Origin of the sequence: Limosilactobacillus frumenti DSM 13145 (genome assembly GCF_001436045.1) — a bacterium.
Lineage (GTDB): Bacteria > Bacillota > Bacilli > Lactobacillales > Lactobacillaceae > Limosilactobacillus > Limosilactobacillus frumenti.
This window is the reverse complement of record NZ_AZER01000003.1, coordinates 1-17,900: the sequence shown is the minus strand read 5'-3', so window position 1 is coordinate 17,900 and position 17,900 is coordinate 1. Positions and strand designations below refer to the sequence as shown.

Sequence of the window (17,900 nt, the reverse complement as noted above, 5' to 3'; positions counted from 1 at the left end):
GGGTACCCTCCTAATGTGACTTCAAAGTGAAGGGACCACCTTTTTCACCATCGATCACAACTTTAGAATTAACTGACTTGATTTTTTGCCGCAGATAGGAAATCGTGAACCAAACATCTTCTTCATCTGCTGATTCATCATCGTCATCCCAAGTGTGGTTCAACAGGTCAGCAACCGTCAGTTGTTTGTCGGCATTAAGGATCATATATTGGAGGAGACGAGTTTCCTTATTAGTCAAACTAATGGAATTATGAGCAGATAATGTTTGTTCGTTATCATCCAGTGTTAGGTCCGCAAAGGTAAGCACATCACGATCAAGACTACCATTTCGCCGATCTAATGACCTTACGCGCGCCAATAATTCTTTTAAGGAAAAGGGCTTCGTTAGATAATCATCAGCTCCAGCATCCAGGCCGGTCACTTTATCGTCGATTTCGGCCATTGCCGTTAACATCATGACGTAAGTCCGGTCACCGGTAGCGCGAATTTCACGTAGTGCTTCCAAACCAGTCTTCACGGGCATCATGATATCAAGGATCATCAAGTCATAAGCATTTTGTTTAGCATGATCAACTGCTTCTTGCCCGTTATATACTGGATCAACAGAATAACCCTGACTAGTCAATGCTGTGACCACCACGTGCGACAATTGATGTTCATCTTCGGCAAGTAAGATACGCATGATAGTGCCTCCCCTAATTCTCTTCATTAATCAGGTGCCGGATCGTTTGCATCTGCACGTCGCAAGAAGCTAACTGGTCTGCACACCGTTTCAGTTCTTTGCTGATCCGCTCTGGATTTTTGATATTATGCTTGTACTTCATTTCATGTTCCAAGCTGGCCCACGAATCCATCGCAATTGTGCGCAATTGGAATTCAACATAAAACTGCCCTGGTTTGTGGCCCTCATAGTCTTTGTAAGGCATCGTCACCTTAGCAATCACGTGGTAGCTACGGTAACCATTAGGCTTGGCATTGTTAATGTAGTCCTTTTCTTTAACGATCTGGCACCAGTCAGCCTCGTGCAGCTGGTGCAGACACCGTGGAATATCATCAATAAAATTACAAACAAGTCGCAAGCCAATGGCATCATGGCAACGCTCGAGTGCCGATTCCGTCGTTACCGGATAATTCTTACGTTGACATTTTTCTGCCATACTATCGGGAGTTTTGACCCGCCCGATTAAGTGTTCATATAACTTGGGCTGGTGGTGGTCGGCCTGTAATTGATTCAGGCTCTGGAGTCGTTGTTCCAATTCATTCAAAATGGCCGTTAAAGTTGGCGCAAACTCTCCATATATATCCATTTCAATCATTCCTTTGGCAATTATTATATCAGTTTGAAAATAAGCTACAATTATAATTAAATCCTGATAACATAATAAAATATGATCCAATTTAAAATTCAATTCATCAGTAAAGAGGTGCTAGCATGCAATTCAAAAAGTTTCTCCCACCAGTTATCAAGTTAATAATTGTCATCATCCTTGGCATTATTCTCATTAAAGCATACTGGCCAGAACTAGCTCTCCTTACCCACCTAAATTCAGCTCACCAGCAAGAACTAATCGCATTAGTTCATCAACATGGCTGGAGCGACACTTTACTATTGATTATCGCAATCGCTACTCTCTGCAGTGTCCCTTTTGCACCTAATTCAGTGGTTTGCATCTTTGCGGGGATTTGCTTCGGTCCATTCATCGGTTTTCTAATTAACTGGTGCGGTAATATCATTGGCAATGGCTTTGTGGCCGTAATGATTAACCGCAGTGGAATCTCCAATAAAATTCGTCATAAGCAAGCCTTTGCTTATCTAACTCGCCAACAGTTTCCTACAGTGGGGCTCATCATTGGATTTATTGTGCCAATCATCCCTAACTTACTAGTAAATTGTGCTGCGACTGGCTTACAAGTCTCCAAGGAAAAATACTTGCTGGCCGTCGGTTTAGGGACATTACCAATTGCGTTCCTCTACGCGCTAGGTGGTAACGCCCTCTTCACAATGAGCTTCACCAAGATTTCGATTGCAGTCGTCTTATTTGTGGTTCTTTGCCTATTCTACTGGGGACTGAAAAAGCTACAGGCAAATTTGCCAAATTAAGTGTCAAAGCTTTTCCGTTGTTATCGAATAAACATCGGAAGAGCTTTTTTAATTTGATGTATATGATAACCAGAAGCCATCGTATGAGAATAAACACCTTTCACAAACACTAAGGAAGTAAGGAGCAGATATAATTTTGACTAGTTTCTCTTTTTTTAATTGATTTAAAATAATTACATTATCTTCACGAAAGGCAGGTCAGTGCTATGATCTTCGCACCATTACGCGAATGTGATGTTCCAGCAATCCGTTAAAAATTTAATTTAACGGAGGAATAAAAAATGAAAAAATCAAATAAAGTAATCGGTAGTATCTTTCTAAGTCTTGCCGCCAGTATTTGGGGTGGGATGTTTGTGGTCGTCAAGAACATTGTGACAACAATTCCACCAATTGAGCTCGTCTGGTGTCGATATATGGTGGCGGTAGTATTTCTATTGCTATTTTGTGCAATCAAAGGCATCAAATGGCATTGGGATTGGCATAATGGGCTCCTAATGATCTTAGCTGGAATTATTGGGGATGCCATTTCTATTGTCACTCAAGAAACTGGAACCTGGCTGTCATCTGCCTAGGCAGGATCTGTCATTACGGCTTCTACACCCACATTTATGGTTATTTTTGCTTGGCTATTACTACACGAAAAAATTACCCGAGCTAAAGTTATTTCACTTATTCTAGCAACGACTGGGGTAATCATTATCGTTGGTGTGCACTTCACCGGAAATCATGTTTTAATGGGCATCCTATTTTAATTATCGCCGCTTTTACATGGGCTTTAATGTCAGTTATTAATAAAATGGTGGCCCCAACATATGATGTGTTGGAAATCACTACCGTTGCTACAATCGTTGCTATTATTTGCTTAACACCCTTTGTGGTCGCTAGTTGGCATTCAACATTAGGAAATGTTAATTTCAGGACATTTAGCGTCTGGGGATCACTTCTTTATCTTGGTGCCATTTCAACGGCGACGGCATTTGTGATGTGGAACCGCGGCGTACAATTACTTAATGCTGCTAGTTTGGGACTCTTTTTCCTGTTTCAGCCAATCGTTGGTACCCTACTCGGTTGGCTACTACTAGGTGAACAAATCACTTGGTTCTTCATCCTTGGTTCACTATTAATTGCTGGCAGTATTTGGTACTCTATCCGCTTTTCATAATTTAATATTAATAAAGTCCTCTCAGTATAAGATGAATTTTCTGTTTCATCCGTATACTTGGAGGGCTTTATAGTTTATGGATAATTTTTGTTACGTTGACCAATTATTATTCTCTATAAATATCCATTTAAAATTGTAAAAGCACATAAAGAATGGGAATAAAGCCTATTAGATCAGTGCGTACAACTACTTATCGATACAAGTTAAGGCCAAACTTTTTGTTCATTTCTAATAGTCACTATGATTTGATTCCTGTTTAAATTTCACTTAATGGTACTCAGATTGGAAAGCAACTAATGACTACACGAAAAAGTGTTTAATCAGAAAGATACTAACCAAAGTTAATACCATAGTCTATACTTAAATCAATAATCCGTGATATAATTAGGTATGTAAAAAGCAGGCCCGTTATAAAGACGGTGGCTCTGCTACTTGAATCCCATAAAAGATCGTTTGTAACTCGCCAAAGCTAACAGGACGGTCTTTTTATTATGCACAGAAAGTGAAAATAAAGGTTAGCAAAGCAACGATAAACGTCGCAAATGCCAATATTAACACAAGTGCTTGGTAAGCGCTCATGTGCTGACAATCCTTTCATTGGTTTAGGGTTCATAGGAACCACCCCCTAGAAAGCGTCAGCCACCGTCCTTAAAACTTGCCTGCGTAAAATATTTTATCATCAAATATTATTGATTCATAGGAGTATCTTGTGGTGCTCCTATTTTTTATTAGGATAATAATACTCCACTTCAAAATTATAGGTTGAGCACGTTTCCCGTAGTTAGCTCAACCACCTAAAAATCCATTTCAAACCGCAAAATGCACACAAAAAAATTGGCACAAAGCCCATTAGATCAGTGTATACAGCCCCTTCTCGATGCAAGCTCATGCACACGGTTTTTCTGTGTGCACAGCCGTGTGCATAACATTCCTAAATAAACAAAAATAATCCTTGATATACCTTTGCAAAACGTTGATATATCAAGGATTAATAAATTAAAAAGAACTTAATAGAGCCGTCTAGCGGACTCGAACCGCCGACCTCATCCTTACCATGGATGTGCTCTACCTATCTGAGCTAAGACGGCGGTATTAGTATAACGAATCTGACCGACGCGACGCAAGCCTAGTGAACATACCGGTAGTAAGAAATAAAGGTGATTACAGCTAAGACTACTAACAAGATAAAAGCATGTTGAGTTCCCACGGCAGTCGTTAACGCTAACGAACCGGCCATATGCTTTTGACTAGCAGCCACAATAGCTGCTGTTAGTGAAGTTCCCATTGCTCCTGCAAACTGTTGAAGAGTATTCAAAATTGCATTTCCTTGGGTACTGTCCTGTTGACCAACCATCTTCAAAGCATTGGTCATAACGCTTCCCATACACATCCCCATACCAGCCATGTAGAAGACATAAATGAAACTAATCCAGAAATTAATCATGTGACGACCCATCAATGCAAAAATCACTAATGAGGTGAGACACAAACTCATCCCTAACAGGATCGGCCGTCGTGCGCCAAAGTGGTCCAAAATCTGACCACCTAGTGGCGCAAAAATGGCCCCTGCAAAGCCGGCTGGCAAGACCAGTAAACCGGCAACCATTGAATCGTTACCGTTAACTAATTGAATATAGTTAGGCAGTAAAAAAGCAAACCCTAATGACATAATCTGGGTTAAGAAGAAGCCCAGTACATGACCACTAAAAGCGTGGTTACTAAATAACGAAAGCTTTAACACAGGTTGTTTAATTGATAATGACCGCCACGTTAACGCAATCATTCCCACTAACCCCAGCGCTAATGAGCCAGCGACCTGCCAACTCCAGAAGGCTGAGCTGCTAAGGTTACTAAATCCATTAACGAGACCAACAAATAAAGCAACAATGCAGGCCATTGACAACAAGTCAATTCTTTGTCGCTTTATTGTCGACTTTTGTAGGATCCCCCATTGGCCCAGGATAAAGGAAATAATCAAAAACGGTAGCAAGATGTAGAAGACCCACCGCCAATTCAAACGACTAGCAATAATTCCTCCAAACGTTGGGCCAATAGCAGGGGCAATCCCAGTAATCAGGTTACCAATTCCCATCATCAATCCCAATTTGCTTTGGGGAACCTGTTCAACAATGATGTTAAACATTAAGGGGAGGGCAATCCCAGTCCCTACCCCCTGGATCGCCCGACCGAACAGCAACATGGGAAATGAAACGGCAAACGCATCGATGATAATCCCAGCAATAAAGAGTAAATTAGCAACCGTGAATAACGTCTTCGTTTTAAAAGAGCTTTTCAGGACTGCCGACATGGGAACAATAATTGCCACAATTAGGAGGTAGATGGACGTCATCCACTGAACGGTGTTTGTGTTGACGTGGTATTCCCGCATCAAAATTGGAAAAGTAACGTTCATTGATGTTTCAACAATAACCCCACAAAAGGACATCAAGCCCGTGGCAATCACCGCTGCAATTACTTTTTTAGAAATTTTTTCTGTACCTGCCACACTAATTCTCCTTACTAATTTCCACTAGCATTTGGCGAAATAACTGTATTTCATCTTCACTGTAGTGAGCCAACAATTGTTGATCATGATTGGCAATATATTGCTGCACAATCGGGACCAATTTGGCCCCCTGCGGACTCAATTGAACAATTTTTTGTCGCCGGTCGGTCATTGAACTGGACCGGGTGATCAATTGACGCTTACTCATCCTTTGTAAAATGGTCGTGGTGGTTGACCGCCGAATATTAAACTCATCTTCAATTGCGCGTTGGCTGACTTGTTGATGATCATGGCGAGCAATGAAGTCAATCACTGACATTTGTGTACCGGTCAAACCATACTGACTGGCAAAATGATTAATATCGTTGCTCAGGGCGTTATGAGCACTTTTAATTAATTGACCAATGTTTTTCATGCTGGCCTCCAATTTTTGTTAGTCGACTAACAATCATTATAGAGAGGTGTTGTCCAATGTCAATCATTATTTTGACAAGAAATCCCCATGCTGACAGTCACCAGCATGGGGATTATGATTATTTTTGGTGATAAAAAGTGTATAAACAATTGACTGCTTCTAGAAACATCCCGATCGCCATCAAATCCATTGACAGCATCATCATGTTACAAAATGTCAGGACCACTACCACTAGCCAAAAAATAGCCCGGATCCAGACGATTGCTTTTTGCATCTTCTTCATCTCCCAATTTTAGTGTACCTTAACAATAAAAATTAGGGAACCCAAATTATGAATTCCCTAGTTTTTTCTTACCAACCAAGTTCACTAATATTGGCAGGTAACGTTAATTTATTTTGTGCACATTCATGGAAGACATCATCCAAAATGGCAAAAGCTTCTTGTAATTGCTCTTCTGGAATAATCAATGGTGGCTGGAAACGAATCATATTGGCCCCTAGTGCAATCAAAATGACACCCTTTTGTAGAGCCCGATACAATATCTTCATCAATCGTTCATTATCCGGTTTACCGGTAGCAGGGTCAACAATTTCAACAGCCCCATTCAAACCGTACATCCGAAAAGTCTTGATGAAGTCGTACTTCTTTTGCTCTTCAGCAAAAAACTTTGCTGCAACTTGTCCTAATCTAGCTGAACGTTCCGGTAAATGTTCTTGTTCAATTACGTCCAGCGTCGCATTGGCTGCTGCTGTCGTTATCGGGTTACCAGCGGTAGTGAAGACGTGGGCCGGTGCTCCCAGTGATTCCATAATTTCACGCCGACCCACGACCGCACTGAGCGATAATCCGTTAGCTAATGATTTTCCAACTGCCATCAAATCTGGTTCAATGCCAAAGTGTTGAATTGACCACCACTTACCAGAACGCCCAAGGCCCTGGTTGATTTCATCAATTGCGAACAAGATACCATGTTGCCGACAAAAATGATGAACCTTTTTAAGGTATTCAACTGGCGGTTTGACAATCCCAGCATCCCCTTGAATCGGTTCCAACAGCACCATTGCCGTTTCATCAGCTGGTAAATAAGTCTTAAATGGTAACTCAAATTGGGCAAACATCTGCTCAACGAAGTCGTGGTCATTCTCGTTTGGCAAACGATCCCACGGCATTGGATAAGGGACTTTAACAATTCCCGGTACCATTGGCCCGATCTTTTTCGTTAAGTTCAGACTAATCGACGATAAGGAAGCCGCCCCATATGAAGACCCATGGCAGTCACCCATGTAAGTGACGACATATTGCCGACCAGTGTAGCCCCGGGCAAATTTTAGCATTGCTTCATTTGCTTCTGCACCTGAATTTCCCCAGACCACTTCTGTTGGTCCAGACATTGGGGCAAGTTTAGCTAACCGTGGGGCTAAACGTGCCGCTTGACTGTTTGCAAAGTAGGCAGGAGTATATTGAATCAGCTTAGCAGCTTGTTTACAAACTGCATCAACAACGTGCGGATTAGCATGACCGACATTAGCCGTACTTGCGGATGCTACTAGATCAATATACTGGTTACCTTCAATGTCCGTAATCGTGGCTCCTTGGCCATGATCGACAACCACGTCAAAGAAACGAATCCGTGATGATTTCGACAAGACCTCTCGTTCAGCCGAAGCAACCTGTCGATCCTTTGCAAACTTTTCCATGCCGACCTCCTATTGATTGCCCACTTGAATTACCAACCAAGTTCACCGGCATTGCCAGGGAGAGATAACTTTCCCTGAGCATACTCACTGAATGCCTGGTCAATCATTGCAAATGCCCGATCTAATTCTTCTTCCGTAATTACCAATGGTGGCTGGAAACGGAGAATGTGTCCCCGCAAACTGATGATGATAGCACCTAATTCAAAGACACGGTACATAATCTTCGTGGTAGCTTCGTCGTCACCTTCCCCAGTTTCTGGATCAACGATGTCAATTCCACCGTCGAGGCCATACATCCGAACACCACCAATAAAGTTATACTTCTCTTTCTCTTCGTCAAAGAATTTCTTCGCCTTGGCACCCAACTTTTGCGAGCGTTCCAGCAAATGTTCTTCTTTAATAACGTCAATCGTCGCGTTAGCTGCAGCAGTCGTTACTGGATTACCAGCAGTCGTGTAGACATTAGCTGGCGCACCCAACGACTCCATGACTTCCTTACGACCAACAACCGCACTTAATGGTAAACCAGAAGCCAGGGACTTACCAACAGCCATGAGGTCTGGTTCAATTCCATCAAAGTTTTGAACAGACCACCATTTACCCGTTCGACCCATTCCTTGATTGACTTCATCAATAGCAAATAGAATGCCATTTTGTTTACAAAAATCGTAAACCTTCTTCATGAACTTTGGTGGCGTCTTAACGATTCCGCCATCCCCTTGAATTGGTTCAATTAAGACAGCTGCTGTTTCATCAGCTGGTAAGTAGGTTTCAAACGGTAACTTAAAAAGTTTGAAGTAACGTTCAGCAAAGTCATCGTCGCTTTCGTTTGGTAGCTTATCCCATGGATCAGGGAATGGTACCTTCACAACTCCCGGTAATAATGGTCCCATCTTACGAGTCATATTAAGTGACACCCCTGATAGGGTCATCGAACCAAAGGTTGACCCATGGTAGGCACCGGTAAAGGAAACCATGTATTGACGACCAGTATACGCACGAGCAAATTTAATAATCCCGTCATTGGCATCTGACCCAGAATTACCCCAGGCCACTTCAACGGGCCCAGACATTGGGGCCAACGCTGCTAAACGAGGTGCCAAACGCGCTGCTTGGCTATTTGCAAAGTAAGCTGGCGTATATTGAATTAACTTTTTTGCTTGGTCTTGAATTGCCTTAACAACTTTCGGGTGACAATGGCCGGTATTAGTGGAGCTGGCACTCGCTAAAAGGTCAATATAGTCATTACCATCCACATCCGTTAAGATGGCTCCTTTACCATGATCAAGCACGATATCGTAATACTTAATGCGTGCTGCCGTTGCAAAGGCTTCTTTTTCTTTAGCAAGAATTTGCTTGTTCTTTTCCATTGAACCCATTACCGAGTCAACTCCTTTACTTTTACTGCTTATTTAATGCTGAATGATGAACACCGTAAGTAAAGTAAATTACCAAACCAAGGATGAACCAAACACCCGCATAAATCTTAGCTTGACTATCCAGCCCCAAGAAGACCAATAGAGATGCCAGGAAGCCAAGTGCTGGCATTACTGGGTAAAGTGGCATCTTGAAAGCTGGTTTAGCGATATCCTTTCCTTCACGTGGACGCAGGGCGTAAACACCAAGGGAAACAAACATGAAGGCAATCAATGTTCCGGCTGAAATCAGTTGTGACAGGAAAGCGAATGGGAAGAAGGCCCCAATCAAAATTCCACCAATCGTCAATGTCCACAATGCTCGATTTGGCCGATTGTGCTTGTCCAAAGTACCAAGCCATTTTGGCAACATTCCATCACGACCAAATGAGTAAATCAACCGTGAACCAGCCATGCTCATTCCGATCAAAGCTGTAAACATACCGACAACCGCAACGGTTTGGACAACAGCTGCAACACCGCCATGACCAGCAGCACGCAATGCCAAACCAACTGGTTCCGCGCTATTAGCATACTTGCTGTATGGCAGCATCCCAACGAGAACCAAACTAACAGCAACAAACAGAACAACGGCAATGACCAGTGATCCCAGGATCCCACGAGGCATCGTCTTTTGCGGATTAACCGCTTCGGCAGAGTTAGCCGCAATTGAATCAAAGCCAATGTAGGACAGGAAAATCATCGAAACACCAGCATAAATTCCTTGCCAACCACCAAATGGTCCATTCGCCGTTGGACGATATTTAGGAACAAATGGTACGTAGTTTGCAGCATGCAGAGCGGTCAAACCAACTACGATAAACAGCAAAACAACGAAGACCTTCAGAACAACCAGAACGTTTTCAACCCGGGCAGCACGAGATGCCCCTTGTGAAATCAACACGGCAACTAATGCAATTACAACGACAGAAATCAGATCGACAATTCCGCCATCAGTTCCAAAGGCATTAGAAAGTGACTTCGGTAGCGAGATTCCCAGCGGAGCAAGTAACCCCCGAAGGTTGGCAGATAGTCCAGACCCAACAAAGGCCAGCGCAATAAAGTATTCTGCTAAGAGGGCCCAACCAGCAACCCAACCGAAGAATTCACCAAAAATAACATTAATCCAAGAATAAGCTGAACCGGCAAAGGGAAGTGCCGCTGCCATTTCTGCATAAGCAAAAGCCACTAACCCAGCGACCACCGCTGCCAACAGAAATGAAATTGCTACCGCCGGACCAGTATGCATTGCTGCAACTTCGCCGGGAAGAGTAAAAATTGAAGTGGAGACAATTGTTCCGACCCCAAGTGCTAAGAAATCCCGTACCTTCAGTGAACGTACTAGGTGGCCGTCTTTACTTGCATAAACGGCGGGATCTTCTTTTCGGGTAATTGTTTTCCAAATACTCATAAACCCTTCCTCCTTTTGTTAGAAATATATTAGAAAATTTTAATTTATTGTAGCAAGGGCGTTCAAAATCGTCAAGCGAAATTTTTGTTGAAACCGTTTTAGCAAGTGGCTTTACGCTATTAAATAATTATTAATTTGCTATTAATAGTTGCACATTTTAATTAAACAGACAAAAATAGACCTTGGATATTTATATCCAAAGCCTATTCACAGTTATGTAGCTAACTGTAAGCTCATACCTACATCAATCACTGAGGAATGTGTCAGTGGCGATGACTATCGACCATAGCCACCATTTAGGGGGTAAGCGTTAGATAGTATGTAACCACAGAAGATCCATCGCCAACGAAGTTTAACCACAATCATGGGGAGGAGACATGGTACTTCTACTAACTACATTGGGGTATCGATCAGTGAAAGATCTCGGTATGAGTTTTTTATTTGGTCTGTTTCTATGATTTAACGCTTATCTCAGCATGATGGCTATTGATAGGGTGATAAAAGTCGCCCTACCTGTTCATGTATAGTTATACGCTTATAATGATAAAAATCAAGTGGTTTTAATTTACTTTAAATGACTTTATTTAGTAATTGCCTTTATATCAGCTCTGCGTTAAGCTAATCATTAATTATTATTCGCTAATTATATTGGTGATTGGAGGAATTTATATGCTAAGTGATCAAGAAACACGAGATGCAATTAAGGTCATGCGGGAACACTTTCCAGAAGCTTCGACGACCCTAGACGGCGATACGGTCTTCCACTTCTTGCTGGCTACTATTCTTAGTGCCCAGTCGACCGACCACGCCGTTAACCAAGTGACACCAGCTCTCTTTGATCGTTTTCCAACTCCCCAATCGCTAGCCGCAGTTGAACCTAGTGACGTTGAGCCCTTTATCCAGCGCCTAGGGTTATACCATAACAAAGCTAAGTTCCTCGTGAATTGTTCTCGTGAAATTGTAACTCGTTTTAATGGAAAAGTGCCACATACGCTAAAGGAGCTTACCAGTCTCTCAGGGGTTGGTCGTAAAGTAGCTGATGTCGTATTAGCAGAATGTTTTAACATCCCCGCCTTTCCAGTTGATACCCACGTTAACCGTGTGGCCCATCGTCTAGCAATGGTATCTCCAAAAGCTAGTCGCCTTCAGGTTGAGAAACGCTTAATGCAAGCTGTCCCAAAAGAACATTGGCTAGATGCCCATCACAGTATGATCTTTTGGGGACGCTATCAATGTACCGCTCGTCACCCCCAGTGCGCTGCTTGCCCATTGTTAAAAATCTGTCAATATGGACAAAGTATCACTCAGTCCCCTGATCACTACTAAGAAGTTTTTCAGATCATTAACTTAAAACGACTGGCCAGGATAATTTTAATTACTAAGAACGCATTCCTAGTTAACTTTTCCATTAATTAGCTACTAAGTCTGTTATCACATCATCATTTGTGTCATTATTCATGACATTAGGTTCAATAAAGGAAGGTCAATCATGGATAAACAAGTCACGCTCCGTGTTGCCAGATTATCTGATGCATCGCGATTATTAGACATCTATACCCCCTACATCAAAGATACGGTCATTACTTTTGAATGCTCCGTTCCATCAGTCGAGGAATTCCAACAGCGAATGGTCAATATTCAAAAGAAATACCCATATATTGTTGCAGAACGAAGCCAGCAGATTGTTGGTTATGCTTACTTGAGTTCTTTTGTCGGTCGTGATGCTTACGATTGGGCAGCAGAAACATCAATCTACGTGGATCCCGCTGACCGGCATGGTGGAATCGGTGGTCGTTTATACCAAGCAATTGAAGACATTAGTCGGGTAATGGGTATCCTTAACCTCAATGCTTGTATCGGCTACCCAAAGTCTCCTGACGATCCACACTTAAATACCAATAGTGCCGATTTCCACCACCATCTCGGCTACCGATTGGTGGGTAAATTCCATGATTGTGGTTACAAGTTTGGCCACTGGTACGACATGATTTGGATGGAAAAAATGCTCGGTGATCATCCCGCTAACCCAGCACCTGTCAAAAGCTTTAATGATGTTCGCAGTGTGATTGCCGTTAAATATAATATTAAATAGAAACAAAAAGAGGTTGAAAAAACGTTCTGTTTTTTCAACCTCTTATCTGTTACTAGTAGTTTTGAACCAATAAGGTCTGTTTCCCCCGCTTGCAATTACTTTTCATTTTCCAATTCTTGTTTAGCCTGTGCTAATTCAGCCCGTTTGTCAGCTGGTAGTTCAGGATAAGCCAATGGCAATTCTTCAATCCGTTTCGTCAAAATGTCAGAAACAATCAACCGTGAATACCACTTATCGTCAGCCGGAATAACGTACCAAGGATTTTGCTTAGTCGCCGTCTTGTTAATGGCTTTTTCATATACAGTTTGATATTTGTCCCAGTATTGCCGTTCATGAATATCAGCCGCGGAGAATTTCCAGTTTTTCTTCGGAATATTAATTCGCCGGAGGAAACGGTTCTTCTGTTCTCCTTTAGACATATGTAGGAAGAACTTCAAAATCACGAAGCCATTTCGTGAGAGGTATTTTTCATAATCACAAATATCTTGGTAACGGCCGTCCCAAAATCCTTTGTTCACGTCAGCAAGAGTTTCCACACCTGGCAAGTTAGCATTTAAAATAATCTCCGGGTGAACGCGTGATACAAGGACATCTTCATAGTAAGAACGGTTAAAAACCCCAATTTCACCACGCGATGGCAACTGCTTATTAATCCGCCACAAAAAGTCGTGCCGCAATTCATTACTAGTCGGTTGTTTAAAGTTAGCAACTTTAAACCCAACTGGATTAACACCAGAAAAAATATGGGCAATCATGCTATCTTTTCCGGCCGCATCAAGTGCTTGGAATACGACCAAGACACCATATTTACGCCGCGCATACATTTTCTTTTGGGCCCGTCGAATCCGTCGCAGGTTGTCTTCAATTTGCAGTTTAATGTTGTCAAGATCATCCGCACTACTTTTTACAAACGTTGGTGCTTCGTCAATTTTGAAATTATTACTAGTATATTTGTAATCATCTTTCATTGTTACTACCCTCTCAATATAAGCATTCTTTTTATTATACTATTAATTTTTAATGGTGACTGACCGCATTCGCAAAGATATCAAGAAAGCAGCTGTCAAGAATATAATAACAATCCAATATGGATACAGGTAATTCATATCAAGCAGTGCTCCCGAAATCAACGGACCGATAATGTTACCCACACTAGTCAGGGACATATTAATCCCATTTAAGAGCCCTTGATTGCTCTTACTCATCTTAGTTAACAGAGTAGTGATTGCCGGACGCAACATATCAAACGCTTCGAAGACAATTAAAGTGGCCACCATCAATTGCCAATGCGAGTGGTCATAAATAACAATTACAGTTCCGACTGCACTAAGGAAAAAGCAGGAAGCAATTAATTTAACCTCACCTAACCAGGCTACCAGCTGCTCAAAGAAGAAGACCTGGAGGATTAGCGAGATAATCCCATTTAATGTTAATACTAGAGCAATTGCCCCAAGACTGAAGTGGTGGACCTCGTTAACATATAGACTATAAATACTTTCAAACCCGGCAAGGCCAAACGCTGAGACCAAAATCATCGCAAAAAGGGTGACCATCATCGGCGTTAACAGCTTTTTAACCGTTGACCAGGTACTGTTCATCATTGCTTGGTCAACATCCTTAGTCTGACTCTGGAAGCGTTCATCATTATCACTCGGCAGCATTATCCAAGCCACAATGGTACTAATTAGGCCAAGGACTCCGGCAACCCAAAATGGTGTCTTATAACTGAAGTTGGCCAGGATCCCACCTAATCCGGGGCCAAGGATTAATCCACCAGAAAAGGCCGCGGATAGCCAGCCAATGACCTTAGCTCGTTGACGATTAGTGGTTAGGTCAGCTGCTAAGGCCATCGATGTTGGAACATACACCGCCGCTGAAAGCCCATCAACTGCCCGCGACAGGTCAAATAACCACAGGTGTTGTGCCGCAGCAAAAACAAATTCAGCCAGCGCAAAAATTAATAACCCCCATACCAATAATGGCTTCCGGCCAATTTTATCGGATATTCGGCCAACAATTGGCGAAGCAACAAACTGAACGAGGGCAAACAGTGAGGACATCATCCCCATATCAAAAGCTGAGAAGTGGTATTCATTCTTAATGAACGGCATCACCGGGAAGATCAAACTCATCCCTAAGCAAATCAGGAATTCGCAAAAAATCACAACATAGATGATTCGTTTAATCTCTTTTGACATCGTCAGTCCCTCCATAATAGTAATTTATCTCTCTTAAGTCACAATGAAATCACTCTATCATTTTTCCAAAGAAAAAAGCAACCAATAACCGTTCGACAGTCATTGGTTGCTAATTTAGTTATTTAATTATGGAGTGAGGTTAAATTAATCACTACCATGGGAAACAAGTTAAGAAGGTTGCAAAGCTGAAAAATACTCCAGGGAAGTTAGCCCAGAAGACTGGCCAGTCCCGATCCTTCTTAAAGTAAGCGTAGATACTCCACAGTGAGCAGTTCACACCGGCAACGAATGGTTGCAGTGGTGCACCATAATTACCGTGCAAATTATTGATAATCTGAGCAATGTATGAAACATACATTAAAATAGCGATAACTGAGGCAATCCGGCCCAGCCAGGAGATGAATTTTGACTCATTCATTTGAATTTGATCCTTTCTTTTTTCAGCACGGTTTTGAATTAAGCTTCTTCGCCAGCAACCTTAACAATGGCTTTTGAAATGCCACCAAGCTTGCCAGAAACAAAGTCTTCAACATGGGCAAAGTCTAATACGTTGGAAATTAATGGCAGTGGATCGACATCGCCAGATTGTAATAAGGCAATGGAATCTTCAAAAGTGTAAGGGTTGATAAAGGTTCCTTGAATGGTTAATTGCTTTTGGTAAACCTTGTAAGTATTAACCTTGAATGTTGAGTCAGGGTTACCGACACCGAACATCAGGACTTGACCACCACGACGAGCTGCTTCAACGGCCTGCTCCTGAGTTTGTGGCAAACCAACGGCTTCAACCACAATGTCGTAAGAATCGTTCTTAACTTCTTCAGGATGAGTCAGGTTGTTGATCGTCTTGAAGCCAAAGTGCTTCCGGTTGTTTGCCAACTTGTCATCAGAAGTTCCGGCAAGGGTAACTTCACGAACACCACGAGCCTTCAAGATTTGGCAAATCAATTGACCTTCAAAGCCATCACCAATAATCAAAGCATTTTGGTATGGGTGAGTTGTCAAAAGATCAACGGCGTGCATTGCACAAGAAATTGGTTCAATGACAGCAGCTGCTTCCAAGGAAACATTATCTGGAACATGGTAAACAACTTCTTCGGGTGCAGTGAAGTAATCTTCAAAGCCACCATCACGGGTAACACCCACAGCATCCAAGTGTTCACATAATTCTGGACGAGAAGTCCGGCAGTAATAGCACTTGTGACAGTAAATGTTAGGGTCAACGCTGACCCGGTCACCAACCTTGAAATCTTCAACGTCGGAACCAACTGCTGCGATTACCCCAGAGTTTTCGTGACCTAATACGATTGGTGGAACCGCATCAGCAGAGCCTGGCAAACCATTGTAGAGGGCCTTATCAGTCCCACAAATACCAGCCCAAGCAGTGTGGACTAAGACCTCGTTTGGTTTTGGTTCCGGCTTCTTATAATTGTCATCGATTTCAAGCTGTTTCTTTCCAGTCATTACTAAAGCTTTCATTGATAAATTCCTCCTAATCAAATCTGCCTACCTAAAGGTCAATAATCATTAGCCTTTAACAACTTCACAAAATTCAATTGTTTCGTTGTTAGGGCCCAAAATATTAAAGAACTTGATACCATGCTTCCAGTAATCAAGGTGTTGGACTTCGTCTTCCTTGACGTTGTAACCCTCTTCCTTGGCAGCCTTGAATGCTCCATCGGCATCTTCAACATTTAATGAAATGTGATTGATTGCCCCAGTCTTCTTAACAGCACCATCACTGTCCCAAATTTCAAGCATCAAGTGACCTGCCTTCATGAAGGCAACTTGGTGTCCTTGGTCATCAGTATCAAAGCGGCCTTGTTCCTTAAAGCCTAAGCCTTCCCAGAATGCAACCGTCTTCTTTAAATCTTCTGCTGGAATCCCAACGTGCGCTAAATCATCATAGTAACCAGCTAAACTCTTATTAAATGCCATTCTCTTCCATCTCCAATTAATTAATTTGTGGCGGCCTTTAATGCCAAAGCAAAGTCCCCAATGGTTGCGGAACCATTATGTTGGGCTAACGGCATGGTAATGTATTTATCCACATCACCAACTTCAACGTAGTCATTTAGCAGCTTCTTGAATTCACGACGAACTTTCTTCAAGAATTCTTCACTAACAACCCCGCCGCCAAAGACAATTTGTCCAGGACGGAACATCAGGGTAGCGTTTAATGCTGCTTGGGCAACATAGTAAGCCATGATATCCCAAACATGGTCAGTCAAAGGAACATCCTGTCCTTTTTTACCGACTCGGGCTTCAAAGGTTGGGCCGGATACTAAACCTTCTAGGCAATCGCCATGGAAAGGACAGATCCCCTTGAAGTTCATATCATCAGGGTGGCGTTTAACCCGAATATGACCCATTTCGGGGTGGCCCATTTCACCAACAAAGTGACCATGAATCACACATCCAGCACCAACTCCCGTGCCGACCGTGTAATAAACCAGCGAATCGATGCGCTTGTTAAATAGAGTTGACAGAACATATTCCCCATAAGCTGAGCCATTAACATCAGTAGTCCAGGCAATTGGAATATTAAAGTGCCTCTTAAAAGGACCAACAAAGTCAGTGTTTGACCAGCCTTTCTTCGGCGTATTGGTAATATATCCATATTTTGGTGAACTCTTGCGAATTTCAATTGGTCCAAATGAAGCAATCCCAATTGCTGATAAATCATCTTTATACTGATCAAACCATTCGATGCACTTTTGTAAAGTTTCTTCAGGAGTGGTTGTTGGAATATGAATAGAATCTTGAATTTGATAATTAATGTTACCAACGGCACAAACAAACTTTGTACCACCAGCTTCAATACTTCCTAATAACATTGCCTATTCTCCTTACTTATTTTCTTCCATTTCCTTACGCAGCTTATCGCCAACTTCTTCGTAACCAG

19 protein-coding genes, 1 tRNA gene and 1 pseudogene are annotated in these 17,900 nt (G+C 42.3%); 5 read left to right on the top strand and 16 right to left on the bottom strand.

Going from position 1 to position 17,900, the window contains the following annotated elements:
- Positions 1-10: 10 nt before the first annotated feature.
- Both FD27_RS00100 and FD27_RS00095 read right to left on the bottom strand, forming a co-directional pair.
- Positions 11-682 carry a response regulator transcription factor gene (locus FD27_RS00100; RefSeq protein WP_057747655.1) on the bottom strand — a complete coding sequence of 224 codons (672 nt, stop codon included), beginning with the start codon at positions 680-682 and terminating at the stop codon, positions 11-13.
- Between the two features lie 13 nt (positions 683-695).
- Entirely contained in the window at positions 696-1,307 is a 612-nt protein-coding gene (locus FD27_RS00095; protein WP_057747653.1) for a GTP pyrophosphokinase, read from the bottom strand.
- A gap of 125 nt (positions 1,308-1,432) precedes the next feature.
- On the opposite strand from FD27_RS00095, the gene FD27_RS00090 reads away from it, so the two are divergent.
- The 3 genes and pseudogenes from FD27_RS00090 (at position 1,433) to FD27_RS08820 (ending at position 3,263) form a co-directional block, all read left to right on the top strand.
- Positions 1,433-2,101, top strand: a complete 669-nt coding sequence (locus FD27_RS00090; RefSeq protein WP_057747651.1) for a TVP38/TMEM64 family protein — start codon at positions 1,433-1,435, stop codon at positions 2,099-2,101.
- A gap of 281 nt (positions 2,102-2,382) precedes the next feature.
- Positions 2,383-2,853 (top strand): annotated as a pseudogene (locus FD27_RS08880) (DMT family transporter).
- Between the two features lie 26 nt (positions 2,854-2,879).
- A complete protein-coding gene (locus tag FD27_RS08820) occupies positions 2,880-3,263 on the top strand; it encodes an EamA family transporter (RefSeq protein ID WP_235802986.1) in 384 nt (127 codons plus the stop codon).
- Positions 3,264-3,752: 489 nt separating this feature from the next.
- Here FD27_RS08820 and FD27_RS09035 read toward each other — a convergent pair whose 3' ends face one another.
- From FD27_RS09035 to FD27_RS00055, 8 genes are all read right to left on the bottom strand, one after another.
- Positions 3,753-3,842 carry a putative holin-like toxin gene (locus FD27_RS09035; RefSeq protein ID WP_413230751.1) on the bottom strand — a complete coding sequence of 30 codons (90 nt, stop codon included), beginning with the start codon at positions 3,840-3,842 and terminating at the stop codon, positions 3,753-3,755.
- Positions 3,843-4,277: 435 nt separating this feature from the next.
- Positions 4,278-4,351, bottom strand: a tRNA-Thr gene (locus tag FD27_RS00080).
- A gap of 38 nt (positions 4,352-4,389) precedes the next feature.
- Positions 4,390-5,709, bottom strand: coding sequence for an MFS transporter (locus FD27_RS00075; RefSeq protein WP_083482656.1), 1,320 nt, complete (start codon positions 5,707-5,709; stop codon positions 4,390-4,392).
- Positions 5,710-5,770: 61 nt separating this feature from the next.
- Positions 5,771-6,184, bottom strand: a complete 414-nt coding sequence (locus tag FD27_RS00070) for a MarR family winged helix-turn-helix transcriptional regulator (protein WP_057747647.1) — start codon at positions 6,182-6,184, stop codon at positions 5,771-5,773.
- Positions 6,185-6,302: 118 nt separating this feature from the next.
- Entirely contained in the window at positions 6,303-6,458 is a 156-nt protein-coding gene (locus tag FD27_RS08655; RefSeq protein WP_157055076.1) for a hypothetical protein, read from the bottom strand.
- Positions 6,459-6,535: 77 nt separating this feature from the next.
- Positions 6,536-7,882 (bottom strand): aspartate aminotransferase family protein, encoded by a 1,347-nt coding sequence (locus FD27_RS00065; RefSeq protein ID WP_057747646.1) that lies wholly within the window; start codon positions 7,880-7,882, stop codon positions 6,536-6,538.
- Positions 7,883-7,911: 29 nt separating this feature from the next.
- Positions 7,912-9,252, bottom strand: a complete 1,341-nt coding sequence (locus FD27_RS00060; RefSeq protein WP_413230752.1) for an aspartate aminotransferase family protein — start codon at positions 9,250-9,252, stop codon at positions 7,912-7,914.
- A 31-nt stretch (positions 9,253-9,283) separates the two neighbouring features.
- The gene (locus FD27_RS00055; protein ID WP_057747641.1) at positions 9,284-10,708 is read right to left on the bottom strand and encodes an APC family permease; all 1,425 of its coding nucleotides are present in this window, start codon (positions 10,706-10,708) and stop codon (positions 9,284-9,286) included.
- A 669-nt stretch (positions 10,709-11,377) separates the two neighbouring features.
- On the opposite strand from FD27_RS00055, the gene nth reads away from it, so the two are divergent.
- Complete coding sequence (nth, locus tag FD27_RS00050; RefSeq protein WP_057747640.1) at positions 11,378-12,034, top strand: endonuclease III; 657 nt, start codon at positions 11,378-11,380, stop codon at positions 12,032-12,034.
- 163 nt (positions 12,035-12,197) lie between these two features.
- The gene (locus tag FD27_RS00045; protein WP_057747638.1) at positions 12,198-12,800 is read left to right on the top strand and encodes a GNAT family N-acetyltransferase; all 603 of its coding nucleotides are present in this window, start codon (positions 12,198-12,200) and stop codon (positions 12,798-12,800) included.
- 95 nt (positions 12,801-12,895) lie between these two features.
- Here FD27_RS00045 and FD27_RS00040 read toward each other — a convergent pair whose 3' ends face one another.
- The 6 genes from FD27_RS00040 to scrK form a co-directional block, all read right to left on the bottom strand.
- On the bottom strand, positions 12,896-13,768 hold the full coding sequence (locus FD27_RS00040) for a PPK2 family polyphosphate kinase (RefSeq protein WP_057747637.1): 873 nt from the start codon (positions 13,766-13,768) through the stop codon (positions 12,896-12,898).
- A 42-nt stretch (positions 13,769-13,810) separates the two neighbouring features.
- Positions 13,811-14,998 carry an MFS transporter gene (locus FD27_RS00035; protein WP_057747635.1) on the bottom strand — a complete coding sequence of 396 codons (1,188 nt, stop codon included), beginning with the start codon at positions 14,996-14,998 and terminating at the stop codon, positions 13,811-13,813.
- Positions 14,999-15,149: 151 nt separating this feature from the next.
- Positions 15,150-15,416: a SemiSWEET family transporter gene (locus FD27_RS00030; protein WP_057747633.1), complete on the bottom strand. Its 267-nt coding sequence runs from the start codon at positions 15,414-15,416 to the stop codon at positions 15,150-15,152.
- A gap of 38 nt (positions 15,417-15,454) precedes the next feature.
- Positions 15,455-16,474, bottom strand: a complete 1,020-nt coding sequence (locus FD27_RS00025) for a zinc-dependent alcohol dehydrogenase family protein (protein ID WP_057747631.1) — start codon at positions 16,472-16,474, stop codon at positions 15,455-15,457.
- 48 nt (positions 16,475-16,522) lie between these two features.
- Positions 16,523-16,933 (bottom strand): VOC family protein, encoded by a 411-nt coding sequence (locus tag FD27_RS00020; RefSeq protein WP_057747629.1) that lies wholly within the window; start codon positions 16,931-16,933, stop codon positions 16,523-16,525.
- 20 nt (positions 16,934-16,953) lie between these two features.
- Complete coding sequence (gene scrK, locus FD27_RS00015; RefSeq protein ID WP_057747627.1) at positions 16,954-17,832, bottom strand: fructokinase ScrK; 879 nt, start codon at positions 17,830-17,832, stop codon at positions 16,954-16,956.
- Between the last annotated feature and the right edge of the window lie 68 nt (positions 17,833-17,900).